The 24,768-nt window shown below is 41.2% G+C and carries 18 protein-coding genes and 1 riboswitch; of the genes, 8 read left to right on the forward strand and 10 right to left on the reverse strand.

Annotated features, from left to right (window positions below; all coding sequences use genetic code 11):
- Nucleotides 1-31: 31 nt before the first annotated feature.
- From EJ103_RS16165 to EJ103_RS16180, 4 genes are all read right to left on the reverse strand, one after another.
- The gene (locus EJ103_RS16165; protein ID WP_126008617.1) at nucleotides 32-2,107 is read right to left on the reverse strand and encodes a S9 family peptidase; all 2,076 of its coding nucleotides are present in this window, start codon (nucleotides 2,105-2,107) and stop codon (nucleotides 32-34) included.
- Between the two features lie 161 nt (nucleotides 2,108-2,268).
- Entirely contained in the window at nucleotides 2,269-2,835 is a 567-nt protein-coding gene (locus EJ103_RS16170) for a hypothetical protein (protein ID WP_029772913.1), read from the reverse strand.
- A gap of 95 nt (nucleotides 2,836-2,930) precedes the next feature.
- Nucleotides 2,931-3,013, reverse strand: a riboswitch (cyclic di-GMP riboswitch).
- Between the two features lie 111 nt (nucleotides 3,014-3,124).
- Entirely contained in the window at nucleotides 3,125-6,265 is a 3,141-nt protein-coding gene (locus EJ103_RS16175; protein WP_126008619.1) for an efflux RND transporter permease subunit, read from the reverse strand.
- An 11-nt stretch (nucleotides 6,266-6,276) separates the two neighbouring features.
- Nucleotides 6,277-7,461, reverse strand: a complete 1,185-nt coding sequence (locus EJ103_RS16180; RefSeq protein ID WP_054983590.1) for an efflux RND transporter periplasmic adaptor subunit — start codon at nucleotides 7,459-7,461, stop codon at nucleotides 6,277-6,279.
- 290 nt (nucleotides 7,462-7,751) lie between these two features.
- On the opposite strand from EJ103_RS16180, the gene EJ103_RS16185 reads away from it, so the two are divergent.
- A complete protein-coding gene (locus tag EJ103_RS16185) occupies nucleotides 7,752-10,262 on the forward strand; it encodes a zinc-dependent metalloprotease (protein WP_126008621.1) in 2,511 nt (836 codons plus the stop codon).
- A 42-nt stretch (nucleotides 10,263-10,304) separates the two neighbouring features.
- Here EJ103_RS16185 and EJ103_RS16190 read toward each other — a convergent pair whose 3' ends face one another.
- Nucleotides 10,305-11,093: a PhzF family phenazine biosynthesis protein gene (locus EJ103_RS16190; RefSeq protein WP_126008623.1), complete on the reverse strand. Its 789-nt coding sequence runs from the start codon at nucleotides 11,091-11,093 to the stop codon at nucleotides 10,305-10,307.
- A gap of 73 nt (nucleotides 11,094-11,166) precedes the next feature.
- Nucleotides 11,167-11,781 (reverse strand): PQ-loop domain-containing transporter, encoded by a 615-nt coding sequence (locus EJ103_RS16195; RefSeq protein WP_029773076.1) that lies wholly within the window; start codon nucleotides 11,779-11,781, stop codon nucleotides 11,167-11,169.
- Between the two features lie 364 nt (nucleotides 11,782-12,145).
- Here EJ103_RS16195 and EJ103_RS16200 point away from each other — a divergent pair, with 364 nt between their 5' ends.
- Both EJ103_RS16200 and EJ103_RS16205 read left to right on the forward strand, forming a co-directional pair.
- On the forward strand, nucleotides 12,146-13,279 hold the full coding sequence (locus EJ103_RS16200; RefSeq protein ID WP_024033989.1) for a PepSY-associated TM helix domain-containing protein: 1,134 nt from the start codon (nucleotides 12,146-12,148) through the stop codon (nucleotides 13,277-13,279).
- A gap of 48 nt (nucleotides 13,280-13,327) precedes the next feature.
- Complete coding sequence (locus tag EJ103_RS16205) at nucleotides 13,328-14,473, forward strand: hypothetical protein (RefSeq protein WP_126008625.1); 1,146 nt, start codon at nucleotides 13,328-13,330, stop codon at nucleotides 14,471-14,473.
- Nucleotides 14,474-14,557: 84 nt separating this feature from the next.
- Here the strand turns inward: EJ103_RS16205 and EJ103_RS16210 are convergent, their stop codons facing one another.
- The 4 genes from EJ103_RS16210 to EJ103_RS16225 form a co-directional block, all read right to left on the reverse strand.
- Nucleotides 14,558-17,377, reverse strand: coding sequence for a PD40 domain-containing protein (locus EJ103_RS16210; protein WP_126008627.1), 2,820 nt, complete (start codon nucleotides 17,375-17,377; stop codon nucleotides 14,558-14,560).
- A gap of 206 nt (nucleotides 17,378-17,583) precedes the next feature.
- Entirely contained in the window at nucleotides 17,584-19,128 is a 1,545-nt protein-coding gene (locus EJ103_RS16215) for a PH domain-containing protein (protein ID WP_126008629.1), read from the reverse strand.
- Nucleotides 19,121-19,654, reverse strand: coding sequence for a PH domain-containing protein (locus EJ103_RS16220; protein WP_126008631.1), 534 nt, complete (start codon nucleotides 19,652-19,654; stop codon nucleotides 19,121-19,123). Before EJ103_RS16220 ends, EJ103_RS16215 begins: the two co-directional genes overlap by 8 nt.
- A gap of 21 nt (nucleotides 19,655-19,675) precedes the next feature.
- Nucleotides 19,676-20,536: a D-hexose-6-phosphate mutarotase gene (locus EJ103_RS16225; protein WP_126008633.1), complete on the reverse strand. Its 861-nt coding sequence runs from the start codon at nucleotides 20,534-20,536 to the stop codon at nucleotides 19,676-19,678.
- 532 nt (nucleotides 20,537-21,068) lie between these two features.
- Between EJ103_RS16225 and EJ103_RS16230 the strand changes: the two genes are divergently transcribed.
- The 5 genes from EJ103_RS16230 (at nucleotide 21,069) to EJ103_RS16250 (ending at nucleotide 24,764) form a co-directional block, all read left to right on the forward strand.
- The gene (locus tag EJ103_RS16230; protein WP_004586011.1) at nucleotides 21,069-21,551 is read left to right on the forward strand and encodes a MarR family transcriptional regulator; all 483 of its coding nucleotides are present in this window, start codon (nucleotides 21,069-21,071) and stop codon (nucleotides 21,549-21,551) included.
- 102 nt (nucleotides 21,552-21,653) lie between these two features.
- Nucleotides 21,654-22,973: a hypothetical protein gene (locus tag EJ103_RS16235; RefSeq protein WP_054983581.1), complete on the forward strand. Its 1,320-nt coding sequence runs from the start codon at nucleotides 21,654-21,656 to the stop codon at nucleotides 22,971-22,973.
- Nucleotides 22,974-23,101: 128 nt separating this feature from the next.
- Nucleotides 23,102-23,500, forward strand: a complete 399-nt coding sequence (locus tag EJ103_RS16240) for a YbaN family protein (RefSeq protein WP_096740331.1) — start codon at nucleotides 23,102-23,104, stop codon at nucleotides 23,498-23,500.
- A 122-nt stretch (nucleotides 23,501-23,622) separates the two neighbouring features.
- Nucleotides 23,623-24,255 (forward strand): PepSY-associated TM helix domain-containing protein, encoded by a 633-nt coding sequence (locus EJ103_RS16245; RefSeq protein ID WP_004586014.1) that lies wholly within the window; start codon nucleotides 23,623-23,625, stop codon nucleotides 24,253-24,255.
- Nucleotides 24,255-24,764, forward strand: coding sequence for a DUF2271 domain-containing protein (locus tag EJ103_RS16250; protein WP_126008635.1), 510 nt, complete (start codon nucleotides 24,255-24,257; stop codon nucleotides 24,762-24,764). Before EJ103_RS16245 ends, EJ103_RS16250 begins: the two co-directional genes overlap by 1 nt.
- The last annotated feature ends 4 nt before the right edge of the window (nucleotides 24,765-24,768 follow it).

Below are 24,768 nucleotides of genomic sequence, written 5' to 3' on the forward strand. Positions count from 1 at the left end.
TAAAGCTTAATACATTTTGCGTATTTTGCAGTTAATTTATAAGCGCAATAAAAAAGGCCATTTCGAGGGCTTTTTCTTCAAGGCTTTTAAAACGCCCAGATGCGCCGCCATGCCCTGCATCCATGTCGGTTTTGAATACCAGTATATTGTTATCGGTTTTGAGTTCTCGCATTTTTGCTACCCACTTCATAGGCTCCCAATACTGTACTTGAGAGTCGTGCAAGCCTGTGGTGACTAAAATGTGCGGGTAATCTTGGGCGCTAATATTATCGTACGGTGAGTACGCGGCTATTACATCATAAAAGTGTTCATCGTTTGGGTTGCCCCATTCATCATACTCGTTAGTGGTAAGTGGAATACTTTCATCTAGCATGGTGGTTAACACATCTAAAAATGGCACATGACACCCTACACCTAAGTAAAGCTCTGGCGCTTGGTTTAATACAGTGCCCATTAACAAACCACCTGCACTGCCGCCAGAGGCAAATACTTTGTTTTTATCACCGTAGCCTTGCTCTACAAGAGCCTTTGTAATATCAATAAAGTCGCTAAAGCTATTTTGTTTATGCTCTTTTTTACCTTGCTCGTACCAATGGCGTCCTAGCATTTCTGAGCCTCTAACATGTGCAATCGCATACACAAAACCGCGGTCTAGCAAACTCAATGAGGTACTCGAAAAGCTCGGATCTATCGTGTAACCATATGCACCATAGCCATATTGAAACAGCGGGTTAGTGCCATCTTTGGTAAAGGTGTCTTTTCTATAAACTAACGAAACAGGTACTTGCACGCCATCGCGTGCTGTCACGAATAAGCGCTCAGAGGCATAAAGTGCACTATCAAACCCGCCCAGTACTTGCTGCTGTTTTAACAATGTTTTTTTGCCCGTGGCTAAATCAACATCGTACAACGTTCCAGGCGTGGTTAGGCTTGAATAATAAATACGTACCGAGCGTGCCTGTGGCTCGGGGTTCATCGCCACAGCGGCATAGTAACATGGGTCGCTAAATTCAAGCGCCATGCGCTCTTGAGCATGGTTAATAACAACAAAGCGAGCTTGACCTTGCTCGCGCTCAGTTAATACTAAAAAGTCGTCAAATATCTCTACGCCTTCAAGCAACACATGCTCACGGTGCGCAGTGTGCTCTTGCCACTGCGTTTTATCTGCAATCGTTTCGCTTGTTGCCGTCATCAGTCTGAAGTTTTTAGCTTGCCAGTTGGTTACTATGTAAAAAGTATCACCGTGTTTATCTATATCAAACTCATGCCCTTCTTCGCGCGGTAGTAATGCGTTAAATTCTCCTTGCGGGTTATTGGCATCAAGCACCCAGGTATCGTTTGTTTCGGTGGTGGCCAAATCTATAATAATAAGGCTCTCGTCACGGCTTTTACCCAAGCCCATAAAAAAGCTTTTATCGTGCTCTTCGTACACCATAACATCTTGGCTTTGCGCTGTGCCTAGTTCATGCCTAAACACCTGAAAACCCAGTAACGTTTGTAAGTCTTTTTTAACGTAAAATACGGTTTTATTGTCGTTAGCCCAAACAATTTGCCCTTCAGTGTTTTCTAAAACATCGCTGAGCATTTCACCTGTTTGCAGGTTTTTAAAATGTACGCTGTAAATTCTGCGCCCTTCGGTGTCTTCGCTGTACGCCATTAATTGCTCGCATGGGCTTAGCGCGACTTCACCTAGTTCGTAAAATTCATGGTTTTGAGCTAAAGCATTTACATCAAGTAGTAACTGCTTGTTATCGGTGTTAATACTTGTGCTTCTGTAATGACGCGAATACTCATCGTCACCACGTACCTCTGAGTGATACCAGTACTTGCCATCTTTAACCGGCACCGTGTTGTCATCTTTTACGATGCGCCCTTTTAGTTCTTCAAAAATACTGCTTTGAAGTGGTTTTATTGCGGCTAGTTGCTCATCGCAGTATGTATTTTCGGCCGCTAAATGGGCGAGTATTTCTGGGTTTTCGCGCTCATCATCGCGCATCCAGTAGTAGTTATCGGTGCGCGTTTTATTGTGCATAGTTAATTGATGAGGTTGCTTTTTAGCAACAGGAAAACGCGCTAATGATTGAGAAGAAAATTCACTTAAAGACACAACAAAACCGTATAAAAAATAACAATGCAGGCAGTTTATCATAAAAATAAAAAAGCCCACTCATAGAGAGTGGGCTTGAGGTATAAGTCCAAATTTTAAAATTACTGCAATTTTATTCTTGTCATTACACCCATGGGAAGATGGTTTTTATTTTAAAAGCGCTAAGAGACCTTAGTCCAGGCCATTGCCCAGCTTTTTCCGATACCAGGTTCAAAGCTTGGGTCTTTATCATTATTGGTTCTGCAAAATTGGCTAAATGGCCATGCCTTACATTGGTATATATAACCTGTTTTAGGCTGCAGTACGCGAGTCCCCGCATTGTATTGTTCGCCCCCATTAGGGTATACAAAATCATATGCTTGGTTGGTACACTTAGCGGGGGTATCGCACTTTGCAATGCAATGAAAATCAACCTTTGCCTTGTTAATACCACTACTTTCTAGGGCAAATATTTCGTTATCTCGATAGCCAACAACCAACCCTTGCTTGGTCATTCTACCTGCACTTACCAGGGGCACATGCACGTTTATATACTCAGCAACTAAGCGTGGCCAAGCATGAGGCTCACCTTGTTCTAAAGAGGTAATTTTATAATCAAACGATAAATCAACAAGCACTCCTTGCATGTCTGAAAAGGTTACACTAACCACATCCCCAATGAATAATTGAGTATGATGGTTTAAACAACCTATAGTTGACCATTTTCCACAGGCCAACGACGTATGCATAAACACAGTAACACCTTAAGAGTCACAAAATTTTATCCATATCATATGGATACACAAAAACGACACTGAGGGCAAGCAATACCGTATAAAAATTATGCAGCAGCCCCGCTATCGTAGTTTACACCTTAGACCGGAAACTTTGCGTCTTAGCCTTTCGACTAATTTGCCAACAGAAAAAAGTGATTATAAAACGTGCGCAAAGCTTATTCAAACAAAAGAATGTAACCGAGATTTTTATATAATCCTAAATAACTAAAAAGCCAACTTGTTAAAGTTGGCTTTTAATAGTTTAAGAGGTTTGGTTTATAGGGGCTTTTCGCCTAAATACTTTTCGAAAAGCCATTTTAAACACGCCGCCAATATCGCCTAAAATAATGTACAAGCACGGCACCAATATAAGGGTGATTAGTGTTGCAAACATTACCGCAAAGCCTAGCGCTACTGCCATAGGGATTACAAATTTAGCTTGTAAACTGGTTTCAAACATTATGGGCAGAACCCCTGCAAAGGTTGTAATAGAGGTTAATAATATTGCCCTAAAGCGTGCACAACCGGCTTCTATTACCGCGTTTTTAACGCTTACACCCTCTCGGCGTACTTGGTTTACGTAGTCGGTCATTACCAGCGAGTCGTTTATTACAACGCCAGCCGCGGCTATTAAACCAAAGCCCGACATTAAGCTAATGTCTAAATCAAACCAAAAGTGCCCCCAAATAGCCCCCGTTAAACTAAACGGAATAACCGACATAACAATAAGCGGCTGGGCATAACTTTTAAGTGGTACAGCAAGCAATATATAAACTAAAATCATGCCGCCTACAAAAAACAGCAGCTGCTCATTAGCTTGCGCCTGTTGCTCTTCTATTGCGCCACCTAGCTCTGATTTAACACTTGGGTATTCTTCTTTAAGTTGTGGCAGTAAGTTTTCTTTTACTTGCGAAACCACTTCGCCTGGCTCTATAACTTCTTCATCAATACTGCCGTACACATAAACAGTACGATAACCGCCCTCACGGCGAATATAGCTAATACCCGGCGTTTCGGTTAATTCAACCACATCACCTAAAAGTACTTCACGCCCTTGCGGTGTAGTAACTACTGTGTGTTTTAGCGATGAAAACGCTTCGCGAGTCAGTTTAGGGTAACGTACCATTACTCTTACTTCTTCGCCGTTACGTATTACACGCTGCGCTTCGCCACCATAAAAACTAGCGCCTACTTGGTTTGCAATGTTAGCAAGGTCGAGCCCTAAATCGTAAGCTACAGGTTTTAAGCTCATTTGCACTTCTTTGCTAGCAGGGTCAATGGTTGAGCTTATATCAAACAAGCCTTTTTGTTGCTGCAATAGCTGAATAAAACGACGGCCTGCCGCATTAAGCGTTTCTATATCAGAGCCAAACAGTAAATAACCAAATTCGCCTTCGCCGGTGCCGCCACCGCCGCCAACATCATCTTCAATAGTGAGTGATTTAATACCGGCAATGGTTGGCATAGCTTCTCGCCAGCGGCGCGAAAGTTCAAACGCGTTATAAGGGCGTAAATCTTCATCAACCAACGGCGCAAGTAACTGAGACTCCGTTCTGCCTTGGTTAAATACCAGTACATCACGAATTATTTTTTGGCCAAATTCACGCTCTGTTTCTTCATCAACTCTTAACACCATGGCTTCTACTTCACGAATAGCTGCAATAGTTTGTAAATCAGACACATTGTCATTCATTTCTATTTGAATTTGCGGAAAATCATGCGGCACTTTAGGAGTGGGTACAGTGCGTACTTTATTTGATGTGATCAGCGCAATGCTTATAAAAAACATAGCAATAAAGCCAAACAATACTGTCCAACGCCAATCTACACAACGCGATATAAAACGCTTATAAGGGCCATTTACAAAACCAAAAAAGCGGGTATTAAACCTATCGCGCCAGCCCCCTTTTTTAATAGGTGAAAAGTGCGTGTGGGCAATGTGCGCCGGTAAAATAAGTTTTGATTCAACTAAGCTAAATACTAAACACAGCATAACTACTACAGCAATACCGTAAAAGAAGGCGCTTTCTGGCCCGCTTGAAAGTGTAAACGGGGCAAACACTGCAATGGTTGTTAGTACACCAAATGTAGCAGGAGTTGCTACACGGTTAGCACCACGGACGACGTTTTCAACTCCGCCTCCGCTTTTTTCAACCTCAGTATAGGCGGCCTCACCTATTACTATGGCGTCATCTACCACTATCCCGAGCACCATAATAAAAGCAAACAACGAAATAATATTAATGCTTATACCAAATAAAGGCATTAGCATCATGGCGCCTAAAAAGCACACTGGTAAGCCAATCATTACCCAAAGCGCTAATTTAAAGCGCAAGAATAATGAAAGCATAATAGCGACTAATATTGCTCCTTGAAACAAGTTAGCTTTCATCATATCAAGGCGCGCATTTAGGTAGTACGTCATGTCCATTAATGGCTCTAACCTAACGCCCGGTGGCAGCTGGGTATTTTTTTGTTCAATAAATGCTTTAACCGAATCGGCAACGGGGATCATGTTTTGATCTTGCGTTGCCTTTACCGACATATACACTGCGTTTTCGCCATTAAATTTAAAGTAGCGCTCGCCTTCGGTAAATTGGTCTTTAATAACAGCAATGTCTTGCAACAATACTTTAGCGCCGTATTCGCCTATTTTTACCGGAATTTGTCTAAACTCATCACCAGAGTAATACTGGTTTTCAACCCGAACAGAAATAATCCCTGCATCTGTTGTTAGTTGTCCCGCCGAAAAATTAGCAGAGTAATTACGCACAGCGGTCATTACATCGCTTAGGGTTAAGTTGTATTGGCGCAAAGTGTCTGGGTCGATTTCAATGGCAATTTCATCAAGCGGCACATCGTTTTCTACCAACGACACGTTTGATAGCTGTAATAGCTCATCTTCAATTTGATTGGCAATTGGTTTGAGTTCTGTCAGCGGCAAATCAGCAACTAAGGTCATCCCTATAACATCTTGCCTAAACTCAATCTGACTTATGGTGACCGGTTCCATACCCGCAGGAAAGGTTGCAATACCATCAACACGCAGCTTTACCTTATCAAGTACATCGGTAAGCTCTGCATCAGTGTTAATTTCAAGGCTTGCTCTACCGCCATTTCTAAAGGCGCGGTACACGCCCTTTTTAATTTCGGTCACATCCTTTAGTGATTCTTCAATTTTTATAAGAATGCTTTCTTCAATTTCTTGTGGTGAGGCACCGGGGTAATTTGCCTCAACATTAATGTAGTTAATTTCTACATTAGGAAACATTTGGCGCTGAATGGTTAAGTAGCTAATAATCCCCATGATGATGATAAAAACCATCATTAGGTTGGCTGCAACTGAGTTTTTAGCAAAATAAGCTATTAACCCTGTTTGTTTTTTTTCAATTGATTCGCTCATTAATTTACACCTTACAACTGTTGCGCATCAGCGCTACTTTCGGTGTTTGTATTAGCGTTACTTGGCTCGCCCATGCCAGCCACTTTAACCTGCATGCCTTTTTGTGGGTACTCAGGTAACGTGGTAACCAATTTATCATCGGCGTTAAGTCCGCTGCTAATATAAAAGTACTCGCCTTCTTCTCTTACTACGGTTACTTTGCGCGGTTCAAGTTCTTGGTTTTCGTTAACTATCCACACCGTTTGGTTATTAACTAATGATTGCGGCAAACGGTAAATATTATTAAGCATGGCGCCTGCAAAATTAACCTGCACGTAGCTGCCAAATTTAATAGCCGGTTGCTGTGTTTTTAAGCCGTATGGGTCTTCAATACGTACCACTAAGCTGCTCATGCGCGTCGCGTTATCTACAATACCTAGGTCGCGGTCAATCACGCCTTCACGTGTAAAACTGTTTAAGCCTTTTTGAATAATAGTGGCCTTAATGCCCTTAATTCGCTCCGGTAAAAATACGCTATCAAAACCAGCAATAGGAATAATAACCTCTGCTGTTTCTATATTATTTAAATCGGCCACTTGTGCGCCCATAGCCACAAACTGGCCTACCCCCACATTACGACTTATAACAAGCGCATCGTAAGGTGCTTTTATATCGCAGTTTTCTAAATCGCGTTGCGCTCTTTTTAATGCGGCTTGCGCCGATTTAACCGCTGCTTGGGCGCTTAGCACCTGCGGTTTACGTAAAAACAAGTCGGTACGTGCCTTACTCGGAAAACGCTTTGCTTCGTCTTCGGCTACTTTTGCCTGCGCTTGCTCTTCAATTAAGGCCGCTTTGGCACGCGCTAAATCGGCTTCGGCTACCAATACGGCTGCTTCGTAGTTGTCTTTTTCAATGCTAATAAGTGTATCGCCACGAGAAACCACGCCACCCGCTACAAAGTTAGGGTGCCAGCTAATTACTTCGCCCGACACCTGCGCCGCCAACTGCGTATTTTCTAATGGTTTTATTTCGCCATAGCTGTTTATTATTACTTGATGATTATTAGCTTCTACAGGCTCAACTTGCACGGTGGGGCGTGTATCTACTGCTGTTTTACTTTGATCTTCTTGTGCAATAGCGTTTATTCCCATAAAGCCCACTACACCAATGGCTAATGCTACAAATGGGAACACCCATCTCAGTGAATTTGATTGCATATCCTAATTACCTCATATTTCTACTAACACTATAATAACAGAGCGCAATAAAACATTAACCTGACATTTGTAAGCAACTGTTACAAATCAAATTGAGAACTAAATATAGCTGTGTACCCGTTAACAAACACCTGCTATTCATCGCATTTATTATATTTTGTTACAAACTTTTACTATTTAAAATCAACAAATTACAGCTTTAGGCTATTATTTCATCGAGAAGATGTGCGAACAAATTTTAATTTACGTACAGTCACACTAAATAAATAACAGCGAAAAAGATTATTACAATGAAATTAACAACCCTTGCGCTAACACTTGGTGTAGCGCTTAGCGGCCACGCATTGGCTAGCGATAAAAAAGAAGACAAAAAACCACAAACCCTAAGCGAAATGGTCGAAGGACAAACCGAATTTTCAGGTATTTTTAATTTATACCAAGACCCAAAAACCGGTGAGCACTTAATGGTGCTCACCGAATCGCAGCTTAACACCCCTTTTGTATACTTTGCTCATACAGTGGACGGTGTCACTGATGCTGGGCATTATCGCGGTGCCTATAGAGAAACCAAGCTTATTGAGTTTAGAAAATACTTTGACCGCATAGATATAGTTAGCAAAACCCCTCGCTATAAATTTGATCAAAACAGTGCCATTGCCAAAGCAAGCAATGCCAATATTAGCGAAGCCGTTTTAGCCAGCATTAAAATAGAAAAAGAAGAGCAAGGAAAAATAGCCTTTAAGGTCAACAAGCTATTTTTAAGTGAGGCGCTACACAAGGTATCGCCAACGCCAAACCCAGCCGATAAAAAAGCTAAAAAACGCTTTAAAGTAGGTAAATTAAACAGTAAAAAGTCGCGTATTGTTAAGCAGCGTCCTTACCCAAATAACTTAGATGTGGTTGTAGATTACGTATTTAGTAATGCCAGCCCCACCGTGCGTGGTACAAGCGCAGTAAGCGACCCGCGCAATGTCTCTGTAAAGGTGCAGCACTCTTTTGTTGCATTACCAAAAAACGACTATAAACCACGTAAAGATGACGCGCGCATAGGCTATTTTACCAATCAATTTGATCTAATGACCTCGACCGATTGGGCACCATATGAAGATGTTATTAAACGCTGGGACCTACAAAAGAAAAACCCTAGTGCTGAGCTTTCTGAGCCAGTAAAGCCAATTACCTGGTGGATAGAAAATACCACCCCAGTAGAGTGGCGCGACACAATACGCGATGCCGTACTTACCTGGAATAGCGCTTTTGAAAAAGCCGGTTTTAAAAACGCACTAGAAGTTAAAGTACAACCCGATGACGCAACCTGGGATGCTGGTGATATTAACTACAACGTATTACGTTGGACATCATCACCTAAACCGCCATTTGGTGGCTACGGGCCAGCTCTTGCCAACCCGCTAACCGGTGAAATACTTGGCTCAGACATTATGCTTGAGTTTGTGTTTATGAAAAACCGCTGGATTTACGACACGCTTTACACACAAGGCACAATGAGCCACGGCGAAAACCTGCACACAAGTGGCGATTTAAATTGCTCACTAGGCCATGAAATTCAACAAAACCTATTACTTGCTAAAGGCTTAGCAACAGGTGCCTCCATTGATGACAATGAAATGATTCGCCAAGGTTTAACTCAGTTAATTCTTCATGAAGTAGGCCATACACTAGGCTTAAACCACAATATGAAATCGTCTATTTTGTGGGATGAAAAAGAGGTTCATGATAAAACCAAAACCCAAGGCATAGTTACAGGCTCAGTGATGGATTATGCGCCGGCCAACATAGCACCCATTGGTGTGCAGCAAGGCGATATTTTTCAAACCAAGCCAGGCCCTTATGACGACTGGGCTATAAACTATGGCTACAGCACAGCCCTTGAAGATGAAGCCGCAGAGCGCGCACGCCTGAATACTATATTAGCGCGCTCTAGCGAGCATGCGCTTGCCTTTGGTAACGATGCCGACGACATGCGTGCACCAGGTCGCCATATAGACCCACGCGTAATGATAGGCGACCTTTCATCAAACCCTGCAGCCTATGGCGCCGATCGTATGGCGCTAATTAATACGTTATTTACTGAGCTAAAAGATAAAGCCACAGTAAAAGGTGAGTCTTACCAACAGCTGGTTACCTCAGCTAATAGTTTATTTGGCCAATACCGCTCGCAAGCAGGCATTGTTTCTCGCCAAATAGGTGGTGTATATGTTGAACGTGCCGTTGTGGGCGACCAGCATGCTGATAAACCCTTTACCCCCGTACCGCTTGAGCGCCAAACACAAGCAATGAACATACTTGCTAAATATGTATTTGCGCCAGATGTACTCACTAGCATGCAACCACTGTATAACTATTTACAGCAACAACGTCGCGGCTTTAGCCATTATGGTAAAAATGAAGACCCTAAAGCACACAAAATGATTTTAGGCATGCAAAAAACAGTACTTGCGCAATTGCTGCATCCTGCTGTTATGCTGCGTATTTCAGACACCGCACTGTACGGTAACGAATATAGCCTAACGCAATTTATGGACGACCTAACTGCCAGTATTTTTGTTGATAGCAAAGAGATCACGTCTATTAGCCGCAATCTACAAATAGAGTATGTAAATCAGCTTATTGCTATTGCAGGCCTAGGCAAAGCCAGTAAACACGACAATTTGGCAAAAACTGCCGCGCTCTATCAGTTAACAAAAATAGCTGATACAAGCGTAGGATGGGGAGCCGATACAGCAACTAAAGCGCATAAAAAGTATATTGATCACTTAATTGCTAAAGCGTTAGAAGCTTAATTAACTAAATCAAACAGGCCACCTAATACGTGGCCTGTTTATTTATAAATAAATTGTGCCTTTTAAATACCGCACAGCGTTACCGGTTAAGGTCACTGTATTTTCGCCTACTTCGCATTGTATAAAACCACCACGGCTTGAAGCCTGATACGCGTTTAATTTATTTTTACCTAATTGCTGCGCCCAGTAAGGGGCAAGGCCAGTATGAATAGAGCCCGTAGCAAAGTCTTCTTCGCCACCACTTGCTGGCCAAAAATAACGAGACACAATATCGTACTCAGCAGAACTGGCTGTAGCGACCACATCAAGTGGATATAAGGTTTTTAACAAATCAGACTCAGTGGTTAAATCATGAATTTGTTGAGCATTTTCGTATATAGCAAAATATGCTTGGCGGTTTTTAAGCACCTTAATAGGTTGTATAGACAACCCTTTCAATAGCGCATCGGGTATGGTTTTTACTTCATCTGGCGCTTGTTTAGGAAAGGTCATAGCAAAACTGCCATCGCTATTTTTATTAACAATAAGCTCCCCTACAGCCGCGGCGTTAAAGCGCACTTGGCTAAGGCTGTGCTGCTCGCATAAAACATACGCGGCAGCGAGCGTAGCGTGGCCGCAAAAATCTATTTCCATTAATGGCGAAAACCATCGTATTGCAAAACTGCCATCTGCCAAAGGGCAAGTAAACGCAGTTTCAGAAACATTATTTTCAGCGCCAATATTAAGCATTAACTCATCACTAAGCCATGACTCAAGCGGGATCACTGCCGCGTAATTGCCTTTAAATAACTCGCTGGTAAACGCATCAATTTGATGGATGGTGAGTTGCATAGGTTAACCCCCTAAATTAATTAGAGTTTAAACCTGCCACATAGCCATTAAATATTCACTATTAATTTTATAGTTAAGCCATTGCGGGGCGCATTTTATAATATTGCATACATGCAAATTGCACGGCATTTGTAAGTAGTAGCATAACAAACATTAAAATATGCGAGGTGCTGGGCATAGCACTGCTTAGCTCTACAAATAAGCCACAGGTACCTGCTACAAATTGCAAGCTAAAGTAGCGGGCGCTTAAATTGCTAATATTGCCACTGCGTAAGGTTTTATACGTTTGCGGCATAACCCGCACTGAGCTCATTACCAGCCCTACGTATGTAAGGGCGTTGAGCACCGATGATGTTTCTAGGCTTTTATTTAAAAGCAATAAAAAAGGTAATAACGAAAAGCCAAGCATAGCCACAAGCTGTATACGTTCAGCTTTTGCGGCGTTATAGCGTGCAAAGTAATATAAAATTAAACCACTTAGCGCCCCAGTTACAAAAAATGGTAAAGCAATAAAGTAGCGTTCAAAATAAATATTGTAAGTAATAAAGTAGAGGCTTTGCGCTAAACCAAAGGTCATCATTAATAGTGATAACCCCGACACACTGCGATTCTTTCTAATTTTGCTCAATAGCGGTAAAAAGCTAAAAACTAAAATAAAAGCCGACAAAATAGGTAGATAGTGCGCCAAAACAACCTCGCTCGTTACTTAAATGTTAATATAAAACCCGCCTGAAACAATAAATAAACATATGTTTTTAAAAGGGTTTTAAAGTGAGCGCGCATTGTAATGATGAATACATTTTACTCAACAAATTAGCGTAAACCTATATTAGGCACTGGCAAGATAGCTGTACAAAAAGCGTTACTTTAAGTGAACACCAGAGCCCCTTTACATCTAAAAGTTACCAACCTTACACCTCAGCTTAAACGCATTTTACTCTAGAGATCGGCTCGCTCTAAAACAATTATTGTGTATTCATCGCACAACTATGAAATAGAACTGATAATTGTTATCATACGCAGGTCCGTGGCAATTACACAAAAAATAAACTATGAGAAAAACACTTTTTAAAATTCACAGCTGGGTAGCCCTTATAGCGCTTATTCCGCTGCTTGTTATCAGTATAACTGGTAGCGTTTTGGTATTTAAAAGCGAGATTGACGGCTTACTAATGCCAGACAGTCACTTTGTTGTACAACAACAAGCCAACCGCTTACCTATTGATACACTTATAACAAAAACTCAAAAAACCTACCCTGAGTATGTTGTTGGTAGCTGGGAAATATTTAACGATGATACTGCTGATCGGGTTTATTTAATTAAACGCGGTACAGAGGACTGGTATAAATTTCATTTAGATCAATACACGGGCAATATTTTATCGGAGCCAGTAGGCACTAGCCATTACTTTACCGACTGGTTTTTAGACTTACATTACACCTTTTTACTTAACGATTTAAAAAGCTTACCAGGGCAAACTGGCACTGTTTTAGGGTTCTTTTTTGCGGTGTTTTTTTTAGTACTGGGTATTACAGGTCTTATTATTTATCGTAAGTTTTGGCAGCGGTTATTTAGTGTACGCTGGCGCGCCACACTGCAAATAGTGCTTAGCGACATTCATAAAATGACCGGCGTAATTGGCTCGCCAATTATTATAATTTTAGCCATCACCGGCGGCTACTTTAACGGCGCGGTGTGGTATCACGAAGTAATTGAACACGCAGAAGAAGAGCACTTTGTATTAACTAAAAATTTATATAATGAAGAGATTTCTTTTCAGCACGTACTTGATGACAGCCAAAAGCAAATACCCACCTTTAATGGTACGTTTTTAGTAATGCCGCTTGAGCCAGACGAAAACATAACGTTATTTGGTGAGGTTGATACCAGCAACCCGCTTGCCAGTGAATATGCAAATACCGTGACTTACAATAAGCTAACGGGCGAGCATATGGCTAACTGGGACATTCGCGAAGTGGGTGTAGGTTGGCAAGTAATTGATAGCTTTAGAAAACTACACTTTGGTTATTTTGCAGGGCTCATTAGTAAAATAATTTGGTGTGTTATTGGTTTAAGCCCTGTTTGGCTTGGCGGTACTGGCTTTTATTTATGGTTTACTCGCCGTAAGCGTAAAAAACAGTCTCAAAAAAACCGCTTAAGTAAACACCGCACTGTAAGTGCTTGATTAAAAAATCACCTCACTGTAATGTTAAAAATCACAGTGAGGTGATATATGAAATATTTAGTTTTTACACTTAGTTTATTGCTAACTGCTTGCAGTAGCACCCCGCCCGAAGCGCCAATTAAAAAAGTACAACTTACCCATATAATAAATCACTCGCTTTTCGAGCAGGTTAAAACACCTAGCGAGCACAGTATTTTTGAGCTGTCGGAGCCTGAAAAAAGCGCATTTTTAACCTACGCACACTCGCGTTTAAACAATGTACGCGCTGATGAAATTATTTTTAATTACCTGCAAAACCAGCTCACCAACTTTAAGTATGATGGCGCCACCCTCACAGCCCAACAAGCGATTGAACGCTCAGAAGGTAACTGCATTAGTTTAGCCATACTTACGCAAAGCTATGCGCAGCTTTTAAACCTCGAAACCAGCTTTCAAGAAATGACGAGCGAACCTGTGTATGCCAAAGAGGGCAATGTAATTTATGTTGCTAACCACTTTAGAACGAAAATTTACGCCCCAAAAAAAGAAACAGATGAAGATATTATTGTAATAATTCGCGCAGGCACGTTAATTGATTACTTCCCCACTCGCGGCAGCTTTTATTCAGGCAGCGCTACGTATAACGATTTACTCTCTAATTTTTATAGCAACTTAGCCGCTACGGCACTAGCCGAAAACAACCTTAATAAGGCTTACTCTTTAATTATGCAAGCCAACCGCTTTACGCCAAACGATGCAGAACTGTTTAATATAGCCGGCGTGCTGCACCGCCGTGCAGGCGATTTAAAAAGCGCTCACATGATTTACCAAACCGCGCTTGATAGAAACGATATAAGTATAAATTTAATTAATAACTATCGAATATTAGCAAAAGAGCTGGGAGATAAAACACTAGAAAAACGCCTAACAAGCCAGCTTGTTGATAAAGAAAAAGATCCCTACGAGCTACTCGTTATTGCTAAAAATAACTTACATCAGGGCAAGGTCACTCAAGCTAAAAAACAACTCGAACTTGCCATTGCAAAAGCCCCTTATATATCGGAGCTCTATTTAGAGCTGGCTAAAATTCGCTACCAACAAGGTAACACAGCGCAAACACAAAGCTTGCTTGAAAAAGCCATCCAATATGAGCGCAATAAAGAAAGGCTAAACGTATATCAAGCTAAGCTTGCGTCGCTAAACAAGCACAATTAATCATCTTTATTTTAAATTAGTTTAAACGCGGCTTTTGCTAATGCACTTATTACACAAGTGCATTAGCGTGTTATCGCAATTTATTTAAAGCGAGTAGTAAAAGCTAAACCAGCCGCGCATTTCATCCTCAAAGCTATCGCCCTCTACGCGCGATAATCCCATATTAAAAGTTAAATCGTTCACACCGACGGGGCCTAATCCAAAGCTAAAATTGCCTTGATACTTTAAACCATAACTTTGTGCGTATACCGCATCATCTACCTGATGCTGTTTGTAATAAAGCCACGGCATGCCTTCTTTAAAGCTAAAACCACCGCCATAACCCATGTAGCGCTCAGCAGTTGTGCTATAAAATGGCAGCTCTGGTGAAAGCACAAACTCACTATTTTGGTGCTCGCTAATTAGGTTTGAGCTAAATCCGCCTAGCGCTAAGCTGCTATCATCGCGCTGCTTTTGAGTAAAATTAATATAAAGCGGCACATCAAACGCTTTACCAAATACTTTGGCCGCTAAATCGTAGCCATCCCAATTATTGTTTTTACTGCTGCCATCGTAATACTGGGCATTAACACTTTGCCCTATAGCAAATGCTTGGCGGTCGTACTGCCAGCTTTGTGTAATGCCTATGCGTGCCCATTTATTATAGTCTTGTTTATAATCGGTATAGTTATAAGCCAGCTCTGGCGTTATGCTAAACGCCGCGTATTTAATCGGGTAACTTAAGGCTGCAAAACCACCTCGTGCAGATACATCTGCATTTTCGCTCACTTGGTATTGTTTTGCAGTATTTAAATCATAATCAAATACACTCAATTTAAGCTTAACTGGCAGTGCATTATATTTTGCTTGGGCGTACCCACCGTGCAAAGCATCATCATTTAAATCAACACTATAGCCCGCTTGAAGGTCTAACTGTTTAAGTAAGTCACTACTTTTAATATTTATATTTAAAGCACTTGAAGCGGCCGAGTAATACTGTGCGCCTAGCGCTAAACTCGGATGCTGATCAAGCACATCGTAGCTGCTTTGTTTACCTACATTGTCGCTATATATTTTTGCTTTAGGCAAAGTGTACTGATCAACTAAAAGCAGTGGCGCGCTATTATCAAGTGCTAAATCGGTGATTACTTCACCCTCTAGCGTACTCGGTAATTGCTTTACATTAGGCCCATCAGCAGTAATAGATAAATAAAGTAATGCCCCTTCGTTTGTTTCTAGTGGGTGGGCAACGGCTTCTTGGCCCTGGGTAAGTTTAGTTAATGTGCTACTTGCAATATGGTAGCTATAAATATCAGTTGAGCCTTTTAATCCGGCTACAAAGTAAATTTTTTCTCCGTTTTTACTAAAGCTGGGTTGGCTTAGGTATTGATACCCGTTTGGCATAGGCACGGCTTGGCGAGTATTATTGGCAACATCTTGTATATACAATTGCCAATTCTCATTTAAATTGGCTGATACATAAGCTAATTGGGTTTCATCAGGGCTAAAAATTGGGTAGTCGTAAGCTGTTTTTAAGCTTTTAGTAAATAAAGGGGTAATGGTTTGCGTTGCTAAGTCTACTTTTACTAATTCTGAGTAGCCACCACGTACTTGCTCGGCGTAAAGGGTTTCTCCATTGTTTGTAACACTAAAGCGGCGTAAGCCAGAAAGTTTAGTTAACTGCTCAACTTTTCCGGTTTCGGTGTTATAACTAAAAATATCAGACACTTTGTTATAAATACCCGTCTCTTCACGTGTATAAGCATTAAAGTAGAGTGTGCTGTTATTTACCCATTGTGGATTAGCAATTCCCGCTCTGTTTATTTGATTTAATATGTGCTTTTTCTCACGTTTAAATACACTCGGGGCGTTATCGGGTATATCCAATGCATCGTTTTCTAATAGCGCTTTTTGTGCTTTTGTAAATTCATCTTCAGCTTTAGTATTATCCTGCGTGCTATAAATAATAAGCTTGGTTTTTTTATCTTTATCGCGCTCAACAATCGCAAGTTTACTGCCATCTTTTGAAAGCGCAGGGTTACTTGCGTATAAGTTAAGCTTTAACCACAGCTCGCTGTTAAGCGCAGGCTCTGACTGCTCTTTTGCCATCGCTTTATAGGTATATTGTGCAATAAAGCGGCCATATAACTTAGCCGCACTTTGGCCAAATATCCCAGTAAAGGCCTCGTTAAAATCGCGCTTTTTAACTGCCTGCATACGTGTCCAAACAGCATCGAGCATTTGCGCTGAATAAGTTTGCTCTAGCCAATTTAAAAACCGGCTGCCCATTAAATACGCCATAGAGCCAGCCATAAAACCGCCCTCTGTATCGCTTAGCTGGCTATAGCTAGGCAATGCCCCCTGCTGGGCAAACTCAATGAGCATTGACTCAGTGTAGTTATCAAATAGTCGCCCTCGGCCCGTCATTTTTGACTCAAGTAAGGTTGCATAACCTTCGGCTACCCAGCGCGGCATATCACTGTAAGTTAAGTCGTAAATATCCCACACACCCCGTATTTTTTGCTGCCACGTGTTGCGTGTTGGCTGCGCTAAATGCACTAAGTGAATATATTCGTGCAATATCAGTAATTGCTGCCAGCCACTAATGTTAGAAATCACCGTGTCTGATTGCGGGGGCGTGGTAAAAAGGGCCATTAAAGGATTATTAGAAGTAGGTAAAGCAAAGCCGTTGGGCGCATTTAGGGGATCAAACACCACCACATCAACTACTTTATCAAGCGCTCGGTTTTGCTGTTCAAGCACTTTACTGCGTACTATTTCAAGTTCGACCGCTGTCGATTTAGCATAATCGGCGTTTTCGGTGCTGTAATGCACATTAAAGTGTTCGGTATGAATAGTTTGCCAATCAGCAGCTAAGGTAGGTGTGGCTAATAACAAAGAGGCAGCGATGAGTGATTTTTTCATAATAATCCTTTAAATGATTGATACCACTTAGAGTATTATTAAACCAACTAATGTTGCAGTAAAAAAATGTAACAAAGCTTATGAAAGTGTATAATTTATAAGCTTTTAAATTAAGCAATGCCTTGTTTTACATGAAAAATCAATAACGCCGTTAACGCTTTATTTGGCAACCTAAAAAGGCTAAATATGTAAGTCGATTGGTATATCTACATCCAGTTGCGCTGCGTTGACTCCGCCTGATAAAGAGTAAAATCAATTATATAATCAGCATCTTGCTGCTTTATATAGGGCATAAAGGCAAACCCTGATGCAAGTTGTATATACAGGCTTTTAAGCCCTGCGCGGCGCATAAAGTAGGTACTAATACTGCGTGCACTTTGTGCTTTATACAGTTCAAACACACGGTAATGCACACCTATCATACCTTTGCGTACCACCATGTAAAAACGGCCGTTGTCTTCATGCAAATAATAGCCATAACGCTGATAAGCAAGCGTTACTAACCCCGCTAAAACAAGTAATACTCCCAAGCTAAGCCAGGCATTAAAGTCACCTAAGTAACAGCCTAACAGTACAATAGCGCTTGGAATTAAGGCATAAAAGCTCAAGTTTTTATAAAGTAAGGCACGTTCTGCGCCGTTAAACTGCAATTTTTTGCTATTAAACCACGGGTAAATCCATTGGCAAACGCTATCTACTTGCTCGTTATTTAAAACGGGTAACACTAAGGTTTGTTTATTTTTTTTAGCAGCCACGCCCGCCGCTATACCGCCGCTACTTGCTTGTAAGCACTCAACGGTAAAACGCTTTAGTAACCGCCCCATTAGGTTTTGTTTTATAACTATAGATTGCACTTTATCCATGCTCATAGACAACTGATGGCGCTCTAATAAGCCGGCAATACGTTTAAATTTTTGGCCTTTAAAGTAAAGCTCAAAGTTATAAAAACGAATAAGCGACATACCTACCGACAACATCACAGCCGTTAAAACAAGCAAAGCAATAAGCGTTATCATGGCAAAGGTTGCAGCACTTGCCAGTAAACCAAGCTCTTGCTGATAAAACCCTTCTACCTTAGCAATAATTTGCTGCTCTAAAAAATCTACCAACACATTTATAAAAGGCGCAATAGCGGCCATTGCTAATATAGCCATATTAGACATTAAGCCAAATTTAGCGATTTCTTTATTACTGATACGTAAGCTATTTTCTGCTTCAAAATACTCGCTGGAGGGTGTTTGCTCGTCGGGTTGCTGCTGCGCCTTAAAGGCAAAAATTTGTTTACGCATTTGCTGTGCATAGGCTTTGGTAACACCTGGCAATACCGCCTCTTGGGTTACGCTGCCTGCGGCATCAAAAATACAATTAACCAAATTAACGGGCGTAAAATAAAAGGGCTCAGCAATATTAACGTTTTGCACGCGCGAAAATTTTAACGTTAGGCGCTCTTTTTTAAACACCCCTTTGTTAAGCAAAATTTCGTGATCGTCGCTAATGCAAAACTTAAAATTTATGTAATATAAAATTGAATATATTAGCAGTGTCACTATCGCAATAGCACCTGCAACTTGCGCCCAAAACAGCTTGTTTTCTACTTGTGTTACAAACACCACAAGCATAGGCAGCAGGTTTAAAAGCCCGTCTTTTACAAAGCGCACACTAAAATACACCACAAAATACAATACCGCCCAAGGCGATACTTTTTGCCAATGTAGTGAGCTACTTTGCTCCTCGCTAATGGTATTACTCATTTGCTAATTCAACCTGCGCGGGTGTGCCGTCTTGGCGATAATTTTGTACAAATTGGCGTATGTTTTTGCACTGCTCGTGGGTTAAGCCACTTATTTGTAAATCAGCACTGACCCCGCCGGCACTAAATAACTTTAAACTGGCTAACTTTAGTTTTCGCTCAATGGGGCCTTGGTGAATTTCCATATGCTGTACACGCGCGAGGGGCAAAATAGTTATTTGCTGCCAAATAACCCCTTTTTTAAACGCAATATCGTGATTGCGCAGCGCAAAGCCCTGCAGCTTAATACTCAGGGCGTTATAAAACATTGAAATCAATATTAAAATAGGCACGCCTATCAGCAAGTAGGTTTGCGCTTTGTTAGCAAACGCTTCGTTAAAGTAACAAACAACAAACAGTACCGCGCAAAAAGGAATGTAAAACGCCAGCCAATTAAGTTGCACATGTAGTAACGCTTTATCGGCCAAGGGGTTGAGCTGTATTTCGCTATGCTTTGGTAAATCCATTACTTGCTGATTATCAAACACGATTTTAAGTACCTTTCCTATTTACTGACTGTTAGCCCAGCTGATTGTAGTAACTAACGTATGGCTTTGTTTAGGCTCAAGTGTCACGTTATCTTCTAACACATTGGCGGCTTCTAAACACACCATGCTCAGATATTCATCGTCAGCAAAATTAGATAAACGCTTAGATTTTTCTATCCATGGGTTCCACAGCACACACGAGCTTGAGTTCTCGCGGCTTACATTAATAATCCCATCTGGGGTGTGAATGTGCTGCTGCTTAGCGGCCTGGGTATAAACCATATCGGTTTCGCGGGTAAACTTCACTGGCGCGTTTTGCGCAAACGGCCCTTCGCCAAACTCAATATATTGCGCGCCTTGTAAACCTTCTACATGGGTGTGATTTATATCTGAGGTAGGAAAATAGCTGTGCAAAGCCTGCGTATAGCTAAAAGGGCTATTACTTAAATTAGTGGTTGTTAAACGCACCTGTAATTGCTCGCTCAAAACAAACTCAACCTTTAACGCCGATTGATGCGGCCAATACGTTGGGTTAACTAATTTCATGGGTAAGTTTAAGCTAATTGTAATGTGCTCATCATCTTCATGCACAGCATCAGCTTGCCATAAACTGGTACGTGCAAAGCCGTGTGCTGGCCAATCTTGGTTTTCATGATTACCAAACCAAGGCCAACAAATAGGAATACCACCGCGAATGCTCACCCCTTCTTGAAACGACTCGTTTTTAGAGATCCAAATAAGTGGCTTGTTATTTTTTGGAATAAACTCGGTAATTTGTCCGCCTTGCAAAAATATTTTTGCATCACACTTTGAGCTCGCAACTTTTATAAACTCTAGGCCGGTTTCGCTTTGTTCAATGCTAACTGATGGCGATAATTTCATGTTTTTCCCTACAATGCTGATATTAAAGATTTTTAACATGTGCATATAAACAATAATGCATGTGCAAAGTATACGCTATACTCACTAAACATTGCGTGCATAATTTGTTCATTGGCGATTAATACATACACAGCTAACTTACAAACAATTACCAATTAATAACAGCTGTTATAAATAACACTAATGCGTATAAATAATGGCCATGCTTTAAGGCAGTAAAACCGCGGCTAAGCTTAGGCAAACGCATGTTAAATTTATTAAGGTATTAATGCAGGTGGGTATAATACTAAAGTCTAAACCATAAGACTTGCCAATTATTCACAACATACGTAGTGTGCGCACCACAATGCAAACAATATGCTAATAACATTTAATAAGTTTTAAACAAAATTATACTATTTTAGTTTCTGCTCAAACTAATAAAAACCAATAAACATGGGCTCAAGCTTAATTTATTATTTGAATTCAATTTATTTGATGTGTAACATTTCGCGATTACGGCACACCTTTGGCCCATCGACGAGATAAGCAAATGCAAAAATATGACGAATTATTAGTTTCTTTACGTAAAGTAATCCGCGCGATTGACTTACATTCTAAGCAGCTAAATAAAACATCAGGTTTAACAGGCCCACAATTGCTTATAATGCAAGAAGTAGCGCACACCGATGGAATAACAGCAAGCCGTATCGCTCAGAATGTTAACTTAAGCCCGGCTACTGTAACTAATATTCTTGATAGAATAGAAAGCAGAAACCTTGTAACACGCGTTCGTAGTCAAATGGATAAACGCCGAGTGAGCTTATACCTCACCGAGCAAGGGAAAGAGTTACTAGAAAAAGCACCTCAGCCACTGCAAGAACACTTTATTGAAAAGTTTTCTGCACTTGCAGAGTGGGAGCAAAGTTTATTGCTTTCATCTATGCAACGCGTTGCAGCAATGATGGATGCTGATAAGTTAGACGCATCACCTCTGTTAGAGGTAGGCGCGTTAACTCAAACACCAAATAAATAAAAAAAATAAAAAATAAATTTAAATTAGTTCTTACATCATTCGTAAGGGGCCTTTGGGCACCTTGAATTTTTTTATTTTTTAATCAAAACCTGAGCATCAACAATGACTAAACTCTCAAAATTAACGCTAGCACTAATGCTTGGCGGTGCAGCAAGCACAGCTAATGCAGCCGATCTCGACACACTGCAAAGCCAATTAAAGCAGCTTAAGCAACAAATGCAGTTGCTTGAACAGCAGCTTGCTGATGAAAAATCAAAGCAAAGCCAAATCAACAAGCAACACGAACAACAAGTTGCCGAGATCAGTAAAAAGGCCGACAACAAAGAAGTTGTTGTTGCCGCCGCTGCGCCTGAACAAGAAGATGAAGGCATTAAAATTGGCGGTGCCGTACGTTTTAACTACAGCACAAACACCTACGATGAAGACACGCAAGACCGTGGCGGCGATTTAGACTTTGAAGTATTTCGCCTTAACTTATCGGGTGAAATTAGCGACATTTCTGTAAATGGTGATTTTCGTTTTTACGATTACATGACCATTGTTAAGTATGCATACTTAGGTTACGAATTTACAGATGGCTGGGAAGCGCAAGCCGGTATTGCACCTGTACCGTTTGGTAACGGCCCATACAACTCACACAGCTACTTTTTTAGCACCAACTACTACGTTGGCCTAGAAGATGACTTTGATTTAGGTGTGACAGTAAACCGTAAACTTAAAGACAACTGGAAACTAGACCTCGGCTTTTTCAAAAATGATGAAGTAGGCGGCGTTGATGGCAGCTCAGAAGTTAACGAACGTTACTCTTACGATATTGTTGGTAGCCGTGCAACAACCGAAGGCACCTACGACGCACCAGGTTCGCGCCTTGGTGAGTACAATACTTTTGCTGGCCGTACAGTGTATCAAATTGAGCACAGTGAAAACGCTAAAACCGATATTGGCGTATCACTACTAAGCGGTGGTTTGCACGACGGTAACGACCGTGCAGGTAACTACGGCGCATGGGCGTTTCATGTAAATAGCCAAATTAATAACTGGAATATTCAATTTCAGCACGGCGAGTACGACTACGACCTAGATGACAACAGCAACCGTTTTGTAGTTGGCGCGTTTGATTACTACGATACCGTATCAAGCGAAGCAACCATGACCAACTTTAACGTAGCTTACGATCTATCGCTTGATTGGGGCCCAGTAACAGGCGTTCAATTTTACAACGATTACGGCATTATTTACGACAAGTCTGACGACAGCCCAGATACGTGGATGAACGTAACAGGCATGAGCGTATCGGCCGGTGCATTATTTACTTACTTTGACTTTATTCAAGCACGTAACCAGCCATTTATTGGTGGCTCTGTTGCAGGTGATGGCGACACAGAACGTCGCTTTAACATCAACGTAGGTTACTACTTCTAAATAAGTAAAACATATTTAGTATTTTAAAAGGGCAGACTTAGTTTGCCCTTTTTTGCGTTTATAGGGTTCGATTTTATAACTATTTGGCCTACAATCCTAACTAACAGCCATTACTTAAAAGAGCCTAAGTGAATATAAAAGCAGTATTTATTTGTTATAAAAACTTATGGCTTAAAGCACTTGGGTTATTGTTAGTGGCTCTTGGTATTATTGGTATTGTGCTGCCGGTTATGCCTACCACCATTTTTTTTATTCTTGCGCTTACCTGCTTTACTCGCTCATCACCGGCGCTTGAACACTGGCTACTTAGCCACCCTCGTTACGGCGTTACCTTACAACAATGGCAAGCGCATAAAGTAGTGCCTGTAAAAGCAAAATGCTACGCCGCGATTGGTATGCTTATTGGTTTTGTATTTTTGCTTTACTCAAACGCCCCTGTTTGGGTTATTTACCTTGTTGGCGTAATTGAAATAGCCGTTATGATTTACCTAATTTTAAGGCCCTCGCACCCACCAAGTGCTAAATAACCGCCCTTTTTTGCATGCACACACCGTTTAGCCAAAAATTTAATGTAAAGTTAAGTAAGTAAATTTGTAATGGTTAATGCAAATGATTATCATGTTCTAAATTTAATTTAATTACTGTTTCTATGGCGTTTATTAATAAGCGGGCTTTGTACAGCACAAGCCGTGCGCTCCATATTTATATTTCTACAGCTTTGTTTTTTTTGCTTATTTTATTTTGCGTTAGCGGCATTGTACTTAACCATGTTGATTGGCTTAAAAACGACAAAAGCAACGGCCAAGTAAGTACCGCTATTCCTCAAGCGTTAATGGCTAAAGCGAATACTCAACTAGATACATTACCCACCCTCTACCCAGACATAGAAGCGTTTTTTGCCGAGCAATACGCGCTCACTAAAGTTAAAAGCATTGAGTGGGAAAAAGAAGACGCGCTGGTTATGCTCGACTACCCACTACCGGCAGGTTTTGCTTACGCAGAGCTTGATTTTACAACCGGTGAGCTAAACCTAGATTACCAAACCGGTGGCTTTTTAAGCCTGATTGGCGATTTACACAAAGGCCGCCACAGTGGCGCGGTGTGGAGCTGGGTTATTGATATTTCAGCGGTATTGATGATTATTTTTTCAATCACCGGGATGATTATTTTATTTCAAAACAGAAAAAAACGCTTAGCAGGAATATGGATAACCGTTTTAGGCATAGCAACGCCTTTGGTTATTTATTTATGTTGGGTGCCACAAATTAAAGGAGTGTCTTAATGTTAAAAGTAAGTACGGTACTAAGTGCAGCACTATTAATGGTTGCCGCATTATTTCAAACAACTGCGCAGGCACAAACGCCACAGCTAGAGATTGAATTAACCCTACCCGATCTTGATGTACAACCTTACCACCGCCCATACGTAGCTGTTTGGCTAGAAACGCCAAAGCGCAAACACGTAACTACGCTTGCGCTATGGGTTCAAAAAGCAGAATGGTTTAAAGATTTGCGCCAATGGTGGCGTAAAGCAGGTAAAACCGACATTAACTTTGACGGCATAAGCGGCGCAACTAAGCGCGCAGGTACTTACACCATTGACTGGCAAGGTAAAGATTTAGACGGCAATGCCGTAAAGCCTGGCAAATACCTTTTAAACATTGAGGTTGTGCGCGAAGAAGGCGGCCGTGATTACAGCCGCATAGAGCTTGATTTATCACAAGCTGGCAAAGTGACCATTGAAGGTAAAAAAGAATTTTCGACAAGTTTTGTAACCGTAAGCACTAAGTAGCTGC

The sequence above is a fragment of the Pseudoalteromonas sp. Xi13 genome, from assembly GCF_003952205.1.
Taxonomy (GTDB): domain Bacteria; phylum Pseudomonadota; class Gammaproteobacteria; order Enterobacterales; family Alteromonadaceae; genus Pseudoalteromonas; species Pseudoalteromonas atlantica.